The following is a 14,212-nucleotide window of genomic DNA, read 5'->3' on the forward strand; positions in this document are numbered from 1 at the left end:
TATTGTATTTTCTCCTGCTCCCCCTATCCTTTTGCCGGGAACCATATACCGCAAGATCAAAACAACTGCGGAAAAAGAACGGCCTGAAAAAAGAAAGGCCGTTCCAGGGAGGAAAACATGGGGATTGATCATCGCGTCACTCTTGAAGACAAGTATGCTGCATCATCCGGACGAATCTATCTGTCGGGGATTCAGGCCTTGGCCCGCATACCCATGACACGGCGCATTCTGGATCTCGGGAATGGACTTGATACAGCCGGCTTTATATCGGGATATCGAGGATCACCGGTCGGCACTCTTGATACAACACTACTTGCAGCCCGGAAGCACCTTGAGAAACACCACATCGTGTTCCAGCCGGGGCTTAACGAAGATCTTGCGGCAACAGCCGTGTGGGGAAGCCAGCAAGGAGCCATGTTCCCGGGACAACGGTATGATGGTGTCTGTGGATACTGGTATGGCAAAGGCCCAGGCGTTGACCGATCCGGCGACGTCTTCCGTCACGCAAACATGGCAGGAACAAGTCGACATGGCGGGGTTGTGCTGTTCTCCGGTGACGATCATGCAGCCAAATCATCCACCGTCCCCAGCCAGACCGATTATACCTATATGGATCTGCAAATACCGGTTCTATATCCATCCAATGTTCAGGATATCCTGGACTATGGGGTTATGGCTATTCAGATGAGTCGCTATTCTGGATGTTGGGTTGCCCTGAAATGCGTCAGCGAGGTTCTGGATAGCTCATCAACGGTTGAAGTTAATCTTGGGCGCTATGCTTTTTCAGATCCTGAACAGGGAAACATGCCCGAGGACGGTCTTCACATCCGCGTACCAGACTCACCACTGGAACAAGAGTACCGCCTCATAAACTACAAGATTCCAGCAGCCGTGGCCTTTGCCCGCTACAATCGAATAAATTTTGTTTCCTTTGCCTCCACTGCAGCACGTATTGGCATTATTGCGGTAGGAAAAAGCTGGCTGGATACCCTGCAAGCTCTTGATGACATGGGCATCAAGGAGAATGAAGCCCATAGCCTTGGGCTGAGGCTCTTCAAGGTTGGCATGCCGTGGCCTCTGGAACCGAATGGCATCCTCTCTTTTGCAAGAGGGCTGGAACATCTTGTTGTTATTGAGGAAAAGCGTCCTGTTATCGAAACACAGATCAAGGAGCTGCTGTACAATCAGCTGCGGCATAACGCCCCAAGAATAACTGGCAAATATAGCCTTGCCGGAGAGCCCGCTTTTCAAGCCACAGGAGAACTGGGACCAGATCAGATTGCCCTTGTCCTCGGCCCTATTCTTTCCAGCATAAACCCTCTTGCCTCGATCAAGGAACGCTTGCTCTTCCTTGAACGTGCCAAACAAAAAGAACCCATAACGGTTAAAAGAATTCCTCACTTCTGTGCCGGCTGCCCACACAACACGTCAACAAAGGTACCCGAAGGATCGCGGGCAATCGGTGGCATTGGCTGCCATTACATGGTGACATGGATGGATCGGTCAACCAGCACATTTACCCAGATGGGAGGAGAGGGCGTTCCCTGGGTTGGGCAAGCCCCCTTTACTGAAGAGAAACATGTGTTCGCCAACCTGGGGGATGGTACCTATCTTCATTCAGGCATCCTGGCCATACGTCAGGCAATCGCAGCCAATGTTAATATAACCTACCGCATCCTGTTCAATGATGCCGTTGCCATGACGGGCGGGCAACGCTTCGATGGCCCACTGACTGTTCAGTCCCTGGCAGCACAGGTTGCAGCCGAAGGCGTCAAACGGATTGCCATCGTTTCCGATGCACCCGAAGTATTCCGAAAGGTTATGCCATCCCTACCGCCGTACACAACACTTCACCACCGCGACACACTGGATGAACTACAACGCCAGCTGCGCCAATCACCAAGCGTCAGCGTCCTGATTTATGAACAAACATGTGCTGCCGAGAAACGCCGTCGTCGTAAAAGAGGCAAAATGCCTGACCCTGACAAACGGGTCTTTATTCATGACCTTGTCTGTGAGGGATGCGGAGACTGTGGCTCACAGTCCAATTGCGTTGCCATCGAACCTCTGGAAACAGAGTTCGGGCGCAAAAGAAAGATCGATCAGTCTTCCTGCAACAAAGACTTCTCGTGCATCAAAGGCTTTTGTCCCTCGTTCATTACAGTCACAGGCGGGAAACTACGGCAACGCCAAGGAAGTGCATATCTCTCGCACCTTGAATGCCCTCCCGAACCCACAATTCCCACTATTGAGCTCGGCTCCTATGACGTTGTTATCACAGGGATTGGTGGAACAGGGGTCATTACCATATCGGCGTTACTTGGCATGGCCGCCCACCTGGAAGGCAAAACAGCCTCGGTTCTTGATCAGGTTGGACTCGCCCAAAAGAATGGAGCTGTTATCAGCTACCTGCGCATTGCTCAATCGCCTGATCACGTACACGCTACGCGTATCTCGCCGGGCAAAGCACATCTTGTGCTGGGGTGCGACGGCCTGACAGCAGCAGGTCATGACGCAATTCTAAGAATGAGTTTCGGGCACACCTCAGCTGTCATCAATACAGAGGAAACCATGACAGCGGAGTTTACGCGTAACCCCGATGCTGTTTTCCCCGGAACAGACATTATTCAAACGATTGAACGCACTGTCGGCAGAGAGCGCGCCTCCTTTGTCAAGGCATCAGAGCTGGCCACAACCCTGATGGGGGACAGCTTGGCAACCAACTTGTTCCTGATTGGCTATGCTTGGCAGAAGGGCCTTATTCCCCTTTCCTGGGAATCGATCATGAGAGCAATAGAACTCAATGGTATCAGGCCCGAATTCAATCGTATGGCATTTATGTGGGGGCGTCATACCGCCATAGCACCAGAAAAGGTTGCCAGCATAGCCTCTCCGTATAAGGCACCAGCGCACCATAGCCTGTCAGAAAAACTGGATGATATTATATCCAGACGTTCTGTATTTCTGGAAAGCTGGCAGGATCGTCATTGGGCCAATCGTTATGAAACCAGCATCAAAGAACTGCGCAAGGCTGAAGAAAAGCTGAGAAACAACAGTACGGCCCTGACTGCTGCAGCGGCACGCTCCTTATTCAAGCTGATGTCCTACAAGGACGAATACGAAGTTGCCCGCCTGTATACCGACAGCAGCTTCATGTCTAACCTGAAAGCTCAATTTGAAGGGAAACTGAAGCTGACATTCTATCTTGCACCTCCCCTTCTTGCACGCCGCAATCGTGAAACCGGTCATCTTGAAAAATCAGCCTTCGGAGGCTGGATTTTGCCCTTCATGAGAGTTCTGGCCCGGATGCGAATAATAAGGGGAAGCTGCATAGACCCCTTTGGCTATACACCTGAAAGAAAGATGCAACGACAACTGATCACCGATTTCCAAACCTTGCTTTCAGAAATAGCTTCCAACCTGAGCACCGAAAACTTGGATACCGCTGTCAAGTTGGCTTCACTACCGCTTACCATGCGGGGATACGGCCACATACTGGAAGATAACGTACGCAAGGCACGCCGGCAGCAGGAACACCTTCTGTCCGAGTTCCGGGCGAAGCGACACGCCATGGAAGCCGCTTAAAAAAGTCTCTCTTCCCTGAAGAAAGCTATAGGAGCCTTTCTTCAGGGAAGGATACGTTCCCTTATATACTTTGCTCAGACCCCGACAGCCATACGATAGAGTGTCAGCAACTGCTCTTCTTCTTCCAACTCATGGGGCTGCTTTTTACGCAAGCTGATAACCTTTCGTATGATCTTCACATCGTATCCCATTGATTTTGCCTCTCCATAAATGTCCTTTATGTCAGAGGCAATATTGGTTTTTTCTTCTTCCAGCCGCTCAATGCGCTCAACGATTGAACGCAGCTGCTCGGCTGCAGAATTGTCCATACTTTCCATATGCAGATGTACCTCAAATTTGCACGGGCAGCAGAGGCAGGAAAAGCCCCTGGCCCCGGGCTTGGCCACGGGTTTCACAGTTTCTCTGTCTTACTCCGAACTATCCGGGTTTGGTCAAGAGAAAGGACACCCGTGCAGCATTAATAATGACAAACCCTATGCACATCAGGGTGACCGACCAATGGCCCCAGAACCTCAACGAGGCGGCAAGCCCATACATGCGCCTTATTCTTGGTATCAATTTCATCCTGTCGGACTTCGATGCCCGCATGCGGTAAACCGGCAGAGGCTGCGTGGCGATCAACAGTAAAGGCAATATCACGCCCGCTGTAAGGTTGATTGTCTCCGATGCAAAAGCCACCTTGTAATGCGCGCAGCCTATCCATCAGTGGAACCGCAAGCCGGGGGTCACGATTCCACAAAAGCCCCACCTGCCAAGGACGGGGAGGATGCTTGATCGACAGCAGCTGCGGTGTAAAGGAATGAATGGCAAGCAGGGCCGGTGGTACACTAGGACAACGGCGCCACATGTGTGCCAGCGTGTCAGCCACAGCCTGATGATAGGGATTGAAGATATCCGTTGTACGGATTTCCTGCCCTGCCTCGGATAAATCGCAGTTTCCGGGAACAACGGTTCCGTCAGAGGACACAGGAATGGAATCCGGGTCTCCGGGCAACCTGTTACAATCAATGACCAAGCGCGAATAACCACACAAGACAGCGGGCGCATTCAAAAGAAGGGATAGGGACATGGTCAGATCAGCAGACCCAATATCCCAGGCGATATGTCTTTGCTGATCGGCAACAGACAATCCAAGCCCACCAAGACAGCGTGGAATGCGGTTGCTGGCGTGATCTGCCACGAACAACACAGGAGCTCGCCCATCCGGATTAAAAATCTCGAAAGGAGCAGGTTCATCGGCATCAAGCAGCGAGGCGGTATCAAGAAACGTAACCATATCCCGTGTACCAAAACATAAAGTTACAGGAACAACCTGAAGAAAAACTCCTTGGCATCATCACACTCTCCGGCAGAAAATCACAGGTCGCTTTTGCGTCTGTGTCCTGCTAAAAACATGACCTCATAAAAGAATTCAGATGATCACCCGGGACTTCATCAATCCTGCATCACCCTATGAAAAGAACAGTAACTCCATGAGACGCGAACGCCACGCCAAAATCATTGCCACCCTCGGCCCTTCGTCCTCAACGGCCGAACAAATTGAAATGCTGGCACGCACAGGTGCCGATGTTTTCCGGCTGAATTTCAGCCATGGATCACACGAGGATCACCGGACCCGTTACAATATGATCCGTGCCGCCGAAGAGAAAACCGGAAGGCCGATCTCCATTATCATGGACCTGCAAGGCCCGAAACTACGGGTCGGAACCTTTGCCCAAGGGAAGGTTACTCTTGAAAATGGCCAGAATTTTTGTCTGGACATGGATAAAAACCCTGGTGACAAGACCCGTGTCTGCCTGCCACACCCGGAAATTTTCGCGGTACTGAAGGTCGGCACCGAGCTCCTGATGGATGATGGCAAGATCAGGGTACGGGTTATAGCGCGCGGTGAGAATCACGCTATGACAACTGTTGTTGTCGGCGGCACTCTCTCCAATAACAAAGGCCTGAATGTTCCCGGTGAAGTCCTCCCTATTTCTGCATTGACCGAAAAAGACAGGAAAGACCTGATGTTCGGCCTTTCTCTTGGTGTGGACTGGGTCGCCCTGTCGTTTGTGCAGCGGGCAGAGGATGTTGCGGAGGCACGCGCCCTGACAGGTAATCAGGTTGGTATTATTTCCAAGCTGGAGAAGCCACAAGCCATTACCGCCCTACACGATATCGTAAACCTGTCAGATGCCGTTATGGTTGCCCGCGGCGATCTGGGAGTTGAGTGTCCACCGGAAGTGGTTCCCATCCTGCAGAAGAAAATTCTGTCTGTCTGCCGCCAACAGGGAAAGCCCGTTGTTGTGGCAACCCAGATGCTGGAAAGCATGATCAATGCCCCCACGCCAACCCGAGCTGAAGCGTCCGATGTAGCAACAGCTGTCTATGACGGAGCCGATGCTGTCATGCTTTCGGCGGAAACCGCAGCAGGACAATACCCTGCAGAAGCTGTCTCAATCATGAGCAAAATCATAGCCAGCGTTGAACATGATGAAACATATCGCCAGATTATCAACTCTCATCCCTTGAAACCTGAAAATACCGCCGCTGATGCCATTTGTGCCGCAGCAAGCCAAGTTGCATCAACGGTTGAAGCCAAAGCAATTGTCACGTTTACCTCGTCTGGCTCTACAGCCTTCCGGCAAGCTCGTCAACGGCCCCCCGTACCCATTCTGGGCCTGACTCCTGATGTCCGGGTTGCCCGACGACTGGCTCTGGTTTGGGGCATTCACGCCGTAACCGCTGAAGGCGTTCGTGATTTCGGGGACATGGTGCAAAAGGCAACCCGGCTTGCTGAACGGGACCAATTGGCACAAGCTGGAGACAAAGCCGTCATCATTGCAGGCGTCCCGTTCGGTACCCCTGGCAGCACAAATATCCTGCGCATAGCAGAGATTGGCGACAACCTGTAAGCGATAGGCCGCAGCGAACAGGGTAGCCCTGAACAGAGAAGGGCTACCCTGTTTTGGGGTAGAGTAGACACGGACAATAAAAAAGCCACGCTTTTGCGTGGCCCTTCTACGGACACTGGCTGCCAAATCTTACCAAGAGATCAAGCAAAACAGGAACCTATAAAAATGTAACACCGTACAAGATATCAGCCTTGACGCACTTTCATGCGCGGATTCTTCTTGTTGATAATGTACACACGGCCCTTGCGACGAACTACACGGCAGTTCTTGTCACGAGTCTTGGCCGACTTAAGAGAATTCCGGACGCGCATAACTCCAACACCCTCAAACACTTTCTGGTCTGGAAAGAGGGCGCACCCTATCTCCTTGACCCACAGATGTCAAGCTTCACTTATCTTGGTACATCAGAAATCAAACCAGCTTCATGGACCTGCAATCAGCAACATAAGGAAACGGTCAAGGAACAGATCCTGACAGACTGGAGATCAAGTCAATGTAAAACAAACAATAACAAAATACTACACACAGAACCGATATCTCGACGAGCAAAGATTATATCTTAAGGAGTAAAATATAAAAAAATCATTCTAAAATGGCATTGCAGCGGCGGCATGAAAAAAGCAAACAACAAGCCATCTTGGCAACAAGGAGAGGCTATGGTCTGATGCTTTATAAATTTATTGATTTATATCATTATGATAGATAGCAACATAAAAAATAATATTCTAAAAATAATATCTTACACCGTCTTTTTTGGCCACAAGATCAGCCATGCAACGTAAACTGACTTTGACGTTGGTGACGTCAATGATGATGTTTCCCCAGGTGGTGGAAACCATTTACAGCCCGGCGCTGACGCACATTGCGGACGGGTTCCGGGTGAGCGCCGAAATGGCGGCGCAAACGCTCTCTTGTTACTTTTTCGCCTTCGCTCTGGGCGTGGGGACGGATGTGAGACGTGACCGGACGTCGTCCCACCGCATTATCTGGGCTGGCTCTTTATCTACTGGCATCAATCGCCGCGCTGTTCAGTGGCAGCTTCAGCGTACTGCTGGCAGCCTTGCTGTTGGGATATGCCGGCTGGCAGCTGCCGGAAACACGCCCGCAACAGATTGCCCGGATTTCGTTTTTCGGCACCCTGGGAAAAATGACAAAGGATCCCGATAGTTGGCACAGTGCGCTCTTGGTGGCACTATTCAATATCTGCATGTTCAGCTATTATCAGCTGGCGTCGTTCCACTTTGCAGCGCTGGAACTGCCGGCGCAGTGGCTCGGCTATACCGGTCTGGTGCTGGCGTCGGGGTCAGTATCGGCGCCGCGATCAACACGTTCTTGATCGGTAGACGCTGGCCGGTTACTGCGCTGCTGACGCCGGCGTGTACGCTGTCACTGATCGGCGGCGTGCTGGTGTTGCTGCTGGCATGGCGGGTGGTACGTAGCGAACGTCGCTTGGCAATACCTTCAAGTGGACACGCCTGAACAGATGATCAAATGCCCACTGGCTATATTACAAGGCATCAACAATCCCCTGCTTCTCTTCCTACCGGATCAAGCTGTCCATCAGAGTACGGAAGACTGGGCTATCTTCTGTACCAACCCATTCAAAAAGAAGCATTTCCGTTGTAATAATCTGACACCCCAGCGCTTGCATACGTGCCATGGCAACCTGCTCTTCGTCAGCATGACGCGATGAGCAGGCATCAGAAACCACAAACACACGATAATCCGCAGCCAAAAGGTCCAGAACGGTCTGGAGAACGGAAACATGGGCCTCTACGCCGCCAACAATAACGGATCGTACGGCCTTCCCTGCCAACCGTGTTGCCACAGAATGCTCATCTTGGTCCGCCAAGCAGGACAGAGCACGTCGGGCAACAGGGCGATGATCCGAAAGAAGATCGCGCAAATCAGGCATGACGGGCCCAAAAATATCGGGACACAGCTCGGTCACAACGGCAGGAATCCCGAACATGGATGCCCCCCTCAGCAATCGGGCACAATTAAAGATAACCTTGCGGGGATTATCAACAATCGGGCACCGACCTTCCTGGACATCAATTACAAACAGGACAGAATCCTGTACCCGCGCCCTCACTGCACCACCCTCCCTAGTTGGCATTCACAGCCATTGAAGATAGCGCGATGCAGCATTAGCAATCAAAGATAAATATGTTATGACAAGGAACCGCAGCAATGATTGACAGAGCCGGAGGACTATCTATTATCGCCCCCCAAACTCCATGATGATGGAACCGGGCATGGGCGTGTCCATGCCACTGCCGCTCCATCGCCAACTGTACAGGCCGTGCTGCGACTTCCATGAATTTTGCCGATCTGGGCCTGAGCCCTGAAACACTCCAAGCCGTTACCGAAGTAGGATACTCAACGCCTACCCCCATCCAGGAACAGGCCATCCCCTGGGTTCTTATGGGGCGCGATGTCATGGGCATTGCCCAGACCGGAACCGGCAAAACGGCAAGCTTTACCTTGCCCATGATCGATATTCTGGCCAACGGACGTGCCAAGGCGCGCATGCCCCGGTCCCTTATTCTTGCCCCCACGCGGGAACTGGCGAACCAGGTGGCTGAGAACTTCACCCTGTACGGGAAGTATCACAACCTTTCAATGGCGCTTCTTATCGGCGGGGAAAGCTTTACCGAGCAGGAAAAACTTCTTGACCGGGGCGTCGATGTTCTTGTGGCAACACCTGGTCGGCTTATCGACCTCTTTGAAAGAGGTCGGATCATCCTCCGCGATGTAAAAATTCTAGTTATCGATGAAGCCGACCGCATGCTGGATATGGGCTTCATCCCCGATGTTGAACGCATTGTTTCCCTGTTGCCTCCCCTGCGGCAAACCCTGTTCTTCTCGGCAACAATGGATGACCAAATTCGCAGGCTGACAAACGTGTTCCTGAACAATCCCAAGGAAGTCAAGGTCGCGCGCCAAGCGACTGCTGCTGAAACTGTGCTTCAAAAGATGCTTGTTGTTCAATCCGGCGCAAAACGGGAAACCCTGCGGCGCATTCTTCAGGTGGAAGATGTCCGGAATGCCTTCATCTTTTGTAACCGCAAACGCGATGTTTCCATTTTGCATCGCTCGCTCAAGAAACACGGCTTTGACTGCGCACAACTGCATGGGGACATGGCCCAATCCGAACGGACTGCAACACTGGCAGCCTTCAAGGCAGGGGAAATCCGGCTGATGGTCTGCTCCGACGTCGCGGCCAGGGGCATTGACATTGCCGATGTGTCCCACGTTTTTAATTTTGATGTCCCTCTCCACGCCGAAGACTACGTGCACCGCATTGGCCGCACAGGTCGTGCCGGACGCGATGGTATTGCCTGGACCATAGCAACAGAAGAGGATGCGAAGCTGGTTGCCTCTATTGAAAAGCTGACAGGCAAGGAAATACCCCGCGTTGCCATTGAAGGGGCAGATCCCGCCGTTCTGTTACCCGAGGTACGGAATGAGAGTAATCCGCGCAGGCAGCAAGAAGACATGAGGTCAGGCAACGCCCGTGGAGAGCGGCGCCCACGTGACAATAGACGACATGAGGGGCGTGGACGTGACAAGACACACCCTGCCTATGAAGTTGCAGAGATGACCTTTTCCGATAATGCCGTTGCATTCGGTGGGATAACACCCGCCTTCCTCCTTGCCCCACTGACACGTACAGAAGAAAATGCCCTGCGGGTGGCATCAGGTCTCACACCGTTACCCGCTCCTTTCCCTCCCGAAGAGAGAGAAGAAAAATCGGACAGGAACGTAGATCCAAGTACAGGCATGACAGAACTGGCAGAAGAACAAAAGCCGTTCGCTGAACATAAGGAAGAGATAATCACCCCTGAGGCGGAACGCCCTGTAAGCACACGCCGTACACGCAAGCGTCCCTCCAGAAAGCGGGGCGCATCAGCATTTGCTGAGCCGGAAGGTACCAGCCATGAAGATATGGGATCGGAATCTGCAGCAGAACCTTCCGAGGTCAATGAAGCACCCAAGAAGGACTCTGTGCCTCGTCGGAAAGCACGCCGCCGCTCCACTCCAGCCTCTGACGAAGCGAACCAAGTACAGCATAGCGCTGCAGTAGACGAAGGCAATGAGACGACATTAGAAACCCCCAAGAAGTCGACGCGCCGCCGTTCCCCCTCTTCTGCTGAGGCCCAAGAAACATCTGAAGAGACGGCGCCCACCAAGAAACTTGCAAAACGGCGCACGCCTGCCAGGATTGCAAAGAAAGCAAAAGAAAAACCGGAATAGCAAAACTGCGCATAACAAACAGGGATGTACTCCATGTCTCTTTCCGGGCCAGAATACCGTCACCCTGCCAACTCCAACACCCGGCAAGCGGTCATTTTCTTGCATGGCTATGGCGCTGACGGTCATGATCTTATCGGGCTTGCCCCACAGATGGGAGAAGCCCTGCCCGGAACGGTCTTCTACTCCCCGCATGCCCCTGAACCTTGCGAAATGTCTCCTTCAGGTCGGCAATGGTTCAGTCTTGCTTCCTATGATCCGGACATGATGCGGCGGGAGCCCGAAACCATGTCCCCTATCCACACCCGTCTGCTGCAAGGTGCACGGACAGCAGCTCCCTACCTACAGAACTTTATGGATAGCATTACCGAGAAGGAGAAGATTCCGTTAGAGCGCATTGCCTTAGTTGGATTTTCCCAAGGGTCGATGATGGCTATGCATGTTGCACTGCGACAAAGAACGTCTTTAGCTGCTGTCGTTGGTTTCTCAGGGGCCCTAGTTGGGGCGGAGGTGCTTCCCAATGAAGTGACATCACGCCCCCCCGTACTTCTCGTTCATGGCGATGCAGATCCTGTGGTCCCCTACCTGGCAATGGAACTAGCTGAACGTGCTCTGCGGGAGAACTGCGTTGATGTGGGTACCGTCACATGCCAAGGGCTGCCTCACGGTATTGACGAGTATGGACTGTGTCATGCTATTCGCTTCCTGAAACAACGCTTTACTCCTAAAGATAATGAATCAGGTCATCTCCATGACTTGGAAACACGTGAATCCTGAAAAATTTTCGGTACCTTCCTTTAACATGTTGACCTCTAGTTTATATTTCGATAGAAAACACCGTGTTCAGCGTCATGCGCCATGTGAATTCAAGGAGCGGTGGGTGAGTGGCTGAAACCAGCAGTTTGCTAAACTGTCGCACGGGGTAACTCGTGCCGAGGGTTCGAATCCCTCCCGCTCCGCCATGTTCGTTCTCTAAAGCATTGATTTATAAGAAGTTTACAGAACGCCCGTTGCGTTTGAGCAAACTTTGACCACACTTCTTCTGGAAAAAATAATTACGTTGCCTTGGCGTTTAGCTGTATTTTCTGGGCCCGCAAGAAAATAGAAAAATAGCCCCAAAAGTCTGCAGAATCGTTGACAGGATCAGTCCTTTCTATTCACCTCGGCTAGGAGCTCCCGCGCAGCCAGCTTTCCCAATGCGTTCCCGGCAAGCGGGCTATCGCCTGTGAGGATTCTTCCATCCTTATGGACTTGCCCGGAGATTTGGTCATTGAGTATTTCAAAGCCCAGCCGCTTCAGTTTCTCACCAAATTTCCATGTCAAATGCCCCAGCATATAGCCGACCTCCGGTGTTTTTGCATCCATTACATCGGGGAAGGCAACAATCTTTTTGCCCCTATAAAGAAGGCTATCTTCACCAACAGCCAAAAAAGCTGCAGGTCCGTGGCAAATAGAGATCAAGAATTTATTCTTCTCCGCAACCCATTCCAACAATGCCTTCATCTCAGAGCTGTCGGGCAAACCTATCAGGGCGCCATGTCCACCTGGTATAAAAACGCCTATGTAATCAGAGTGCTGACCAAGAGCTGTCTCCACAACATCCCCCAACCGCCTTGGGCTCTTCATGGCAGCATTATACTTTCTATACAGCCCTACCACTTCCGTATCCTGACGAGGCATTGCCCATAACTCGAACTTTATCGGATAGCCAGAGAGGGTAGCAAAATCGAATTCAAATCCGGCCTTATGAAGATGATACATAGGAAGCAGGGTTTCTACCGGGTGATTCCCCGTAGAAAAAAAGTTCCATTATCAAGCAGCAGGTAGCGCTCATCCGCGCCAATGACCAATACTTTCCACCGCCCACCCTTGTATGCACTTGGATACTCTGCATCAGATAGATTGGAGATCTGAGAGGTAAATTGCGCGAGAGAATAGGGAGAGGGAAAGAAGGCATTGTCTTCTGCAGAGTCAGGCGTTGGATTCATATCGCTCTTCCCAGAATCCATAACTCGCTCCATGCTAATTTATTCTGATGTCAATATAAGACAATGATCAAAACTCACAAAATTACAAAACAATTTATAATAATATTACTTAATATATATCCGCATGTAATCGGTATAATAATCATCACCCTTGAACTGAACGCTTTTACACAAGCTCTTGGTGCCACAATCCCTCGCAGCACCAAGGCACAAGTGTCAGCTAGGCTAGCTCTTCGACCTTCTCCACAGGAGTTGCCCTCTTAAGAATAAGCAATCCAACAAGAGCTGACAGCAAAGACCCCCCCAGAACACCAAGACGAATTTCAGCATCGTGAAGGCCAGAAGGGAAGGCAAGCGTACCGACAAACAAGCTCATGGTAAAACCAATGCCCGTAATAACAGACATCCCATAAAACTGAGCCCACGACACCCCTTTGGGCAAGGAGCCTATGCCACGAACCGATGCAAACCAGGTAAAGGTCATAACCCCAACCTGCTTTCCAATGAAAAGCCCCAGACCAATACCAAGCGTAATGGTGCTGAAAACAACATCATATGTAACGCCAGCCAATGAAACGCCTGCATTAGAGAACGCAAAGATCGGCATAATTCCAAAGGCAACCCATGGATGAAGCGCTTCCTCGACATGCTTCAAGGGAGACTCTGAAGCTTGGCCAGATCCACGCAAAGGAATAGCCAGTCCAAGAACAACCCCCGCCAACGTGGCGTGAACACCGGACTTCAACACACAAACCCACAAAAAGATACCAACAAGAACGTAGGGAGTTATTCGGTTGATTCCCGCCTTGTTCAGGCTGAACAAAATCATGATTGCTATAACAGCCAACCCCAGAGAAAGCATGGAAAGGTGGCTGGTGTAAAAAAATGCAATAATAATAATGGCTCCAAGATCATCCATGACTGCCAAGGCCAAAAGAAAAATCTTGAGCGTAGCCGGAACTCTCTTCCCTGCCAGAGCCATAACTCCCAAGGCAAATGCTATATCGGTTGCTGCGGGAATAGCCCATCCATTCAACCTGTCAGGCCACGCCATATTGAAAGCGATATAGACGAGAGCAGGCCCTATCATACCACCAAGCGCAGCAATGCCGGGCATCAACGCCTTCTTGCGGGATGATAATTCTCCCTCAAGGACTTCTCTTTTGATTTCAAGACCTACCAAAAGAAAAAAGACAGCCATAAGGCCATCATTGATCCAAAGAAGAAGAGGCTTGTCTATACCAGCTCCATTGAAGGTCACAGCAAGCTTTGTCGTCAGAAAGTCTTGATAAAAGGGTGCCCCCGCACTGTTGGCTAAAAGAAGGGCTATGCATGCCGCACCGACAAGGCAAAGCCCTCCGGCAGCCTCCATATGCATGAACTTCCGGATCATCGACAATGCCATACCAAGAAACCTTTCTTTTTCTTTCAAAACTACCAACCCCATAGAAATAATGAATAAAGTACGGATCCTCCCGCATCAAC

At 51.3% G+C, this 14,212-nt stretch carries 12 protein-coding genes and 1 tRNA gene; 6 read left to right on the forward strand and 7 right to left on the reverse strand.

What is annotated here, in order from left to right; all coding sequences use genetic code 11:
• The first annotated feature begins 117 nt into the window (after nt 1-117).
• Nucleotides 118-3,585 (forward strand): indolepyruvate ferredoxin oxidoreductase family protein, encoded by a 3,468-nt coding sequence (locus tag HEQ61_RS02115; protein ID WP_168019050.1) that lies wholly within the window; start codon nt 118-120, stop codon nt 3,583-3,585.
• Nucleotides 3,586-3,659: 74 nt separating this feature from the next.
• On the opposite strand, the gene HEQ61_RS02120 is transcribed toward HEQ61_RS02115, so the two are convergent.
• Nucleotides 3,660-3,902, reverse strand: coding sequence for a DUF2312 domain-containing protein (locus HEQ61_RS02120; protein WP_066136850.1), 243 nt, complete (start codon nt 3,900-3,902; stop codon nt 3,660-3,662).
• A 140-nt stretch (nt 3,903-4,042) separates the two neighbouring features.
• Complete coding sequence (locus HEQ61_RS02125; protein WP_168019051.1) at nt 4,043-4,861, reverse strand: N-formylglutamate amidohydrolase; 819 nt, start codon at nt 4,859-4,861, stop codon at nt 4,043-4,045.
• Between the two features lie 196 nt (nt 4,862-5,057).
• Between HEQ61_RS02125 and pyk the strand changes: the two genes are divergently transcribed.
• Nucleotides 5,058-6,482, forward strand: a complete 1,425-nt coding sequence (pyk, locus tag HEQ61_RS02130) for a pyruvate kinase (RefSeq protein ID WP_168019271.1) — start codon at nt 5,058-5,060, stop codon at nt 6,480-6,482.
• 185 nt (nt 6,483-6,667) lie between these two features.
• Here the strand turns inward: pyk and ykgO are convergent, their stop codons facing one another.
• Nucleotides 6,668-6,793 (reverse strand): type B 50S ribosomal protein L36, encoded by a 126-nt coding sequence (ykgO, locus tag HEQ61_RS02135; protein ID WP_081628433.1) that lies wholly within the window; start codon nt 6,791-6,793, stop codon nt 6,668-6,670.
• A gap of 647 nt (nt 6,794-7,440) precedes the next feature.
• Here ykgO and HEQ61_RS11065 point away from each other — a divergent pair.
• Complete coding sequence (locus tag HEQ61_RS11065; RefSeq protein ID WP_209315583.1) at nt 7,441-7,818, forward strand: hypothetical protein; 378 nt, start codon at nt 7,441-7,443, stop codon at nt 7,816-7,818.
• Between the two features lie 204 nt (nt 7,819-8,022).
• On the opposite strand, the gene HEQ61_RS02145 is transcribed toward HEQ61_RS11065, so the two are convergent.
• Nucleotides 8,023-8,577 (reverse strand): isochorismatase family protein, encoded by a 555-nt coding sequence (locus tag HEQ61_RS02145; protein ID WP_168019053.1) that lies wholly within the window; start codon nt 8,575-8,577, stop codon nt 8,023-8,025.
• Between the two features lie 224 nt (nt 8,578-8,801).
• Here HEQ61_RS02145 and HEQ61_RS02150 point away from each other — a divergent pair, with 224 nt between their 5' ends.
• The 3 genes from HEQ61_RS02150 (at nt 8,802) to HEQ61_RS02160 (ending at nt 11,701) form a co-directional block, all read left to right on the forward strand.
• Entirely contained in the window at nt 8,802-10,742 is a 1,941-nt protein-coding gene (locus tag HEQ61_RS02150) for a DEAD/DEAH box helicase (protein WP_168019055.1), read from the forward strand.
• Nucleotides 10,743-10,775: 33 nt separating this feature from the next.
• Nucleotides 10,776-11,516 carry an alpha/beta hydrolase gene (locus HEQ61_RS02155; RefSeq protein ID WP_168019057.1) on the forward strand — a complete coding sequence of 247 codons (741 nt, stop codon included), beginning with the start codon at nt 10,776-10,778 and terminating at the stop codon, nt 11,514-11,516.
• 93 nt (nt 11,517-11,609) lie between these two features.
• Nucleotides 11,610-11,701, forward strand: a tRNA-Ser gene (locus HEQ61_RS02160).
• A gap of 181 nt (nt 11,702-11,882) precedes the next feature.
• Here HEQ61_RS02160 and HEQ61_RS02165 read toward each other — a convergent pair.
• The 3 genes from HEQ61_RS02165 to nhaA form a co-directional block, all read right to left on the reverse strand.
• Nucleotides 11,883-12,500, reverse strand: coding sequence for a DJ-1/PfpI family protein (locus tag HEQ61_RS02165; protein ID WP_245183052.1), 618 nt, complete (start codon nt 12,498-12,500; stop codon nt 11,883-11,885).
• Between the two features lie 14 nt (nt 12,501-12,514).
• Nucleotides 12,515-12,748 (reverse strand): hypothetical protein, encoded by a 234-nt coding sequence (locus tag HEQ61_RS11160; RefSeq protein WP_245183053.1) that lies wholly within the window; start codon nt 12,746-12,748, stop codon nt 12,515-12,517.
• A gap of 199 nt (nt 12,749-12,947) precedes the next feature.
• On the reverse strand, nt 12,948-14,132 hold the full coding sequence (gene nhaA, locus HEQ61_RS02170; RefSeq protein ID WP_168019059.1) for a Na+/H+ antiporter NhaA: 1,185 nt from the start codon (nt 14,130-14,132) through the stop codon (nt 12,948-12,950).
• Between the last annotated feature and the right edge of the window lie 80 nt (nt 14,133-14,212).

It is taken from the genome of Haematospirillum sp. H4485 (genome assembly GCF_012102745.1).
Taxonomy (GTDB): Bacteria; Pseudomonadota; Alphaproteobacteria; order Rhodospirillales; family Rhodospirillaceae; genus Haematospirillum.